Source organism: Anaerobacillus sp. 1_MG-2023, assembly GCF_030547345.1.
Classification (GTDB): domain Bacteria; phylum Bacillota; class Bacilli; order Bacillales; family Guptibacillaceae; genus Guptibacillus; species Guptibacillus hwajinpoensis_B.
This window is the reverse complement of the sequence record NZ_JAUORD010000135.1, coordinates 1-262: the sequence shown is the minus strand read 5'-3', so window position 1 is coordinate 262 and position 262 is coordinate 1. Positions and strand designations below refer to the sequence as shown.

Annotated in this window: 1 protein-coding gene; it reads right to left on the bottom strand. The window is 36.6% G+C overall.

Features of this window, described 5'->3' with window-relative positions; translation table 11 throughout:
* The coding region (locus Q4550_RS23595) for a hypothetical protein (protein ID WP_303536672.1) at positions 1-248 on the bottom strand (248 nt) is incomplete at its 3' end.
* Positions 249-262: the final 14 nt, after the last annotated feature.

The following is a 262-nucleotide window of genomic DNA, read 5'->3' as shown; positions in this document are numbered from 1 at the left end:
CTTTGCCTGAATACGCCAGGAGAATCATAGAGCTTTCTTAACTCCACCTGGAATACTTCGTTTGGATAAACGGTTTGCTGTTTGCCGTTAACTTCAGGTTCATTCACATAATATTCCTCTCTATTGTTGTCAATTCTCCATACCTTTTGTCCATCATAAAATGTTTTATTTATATTGGACTTAACTCCCATTATCTCTTCATCATAAAAAGAGGTTGAGATCACAGATTCTCCAACATGTTCTTCCAAGCTAACCGTATACT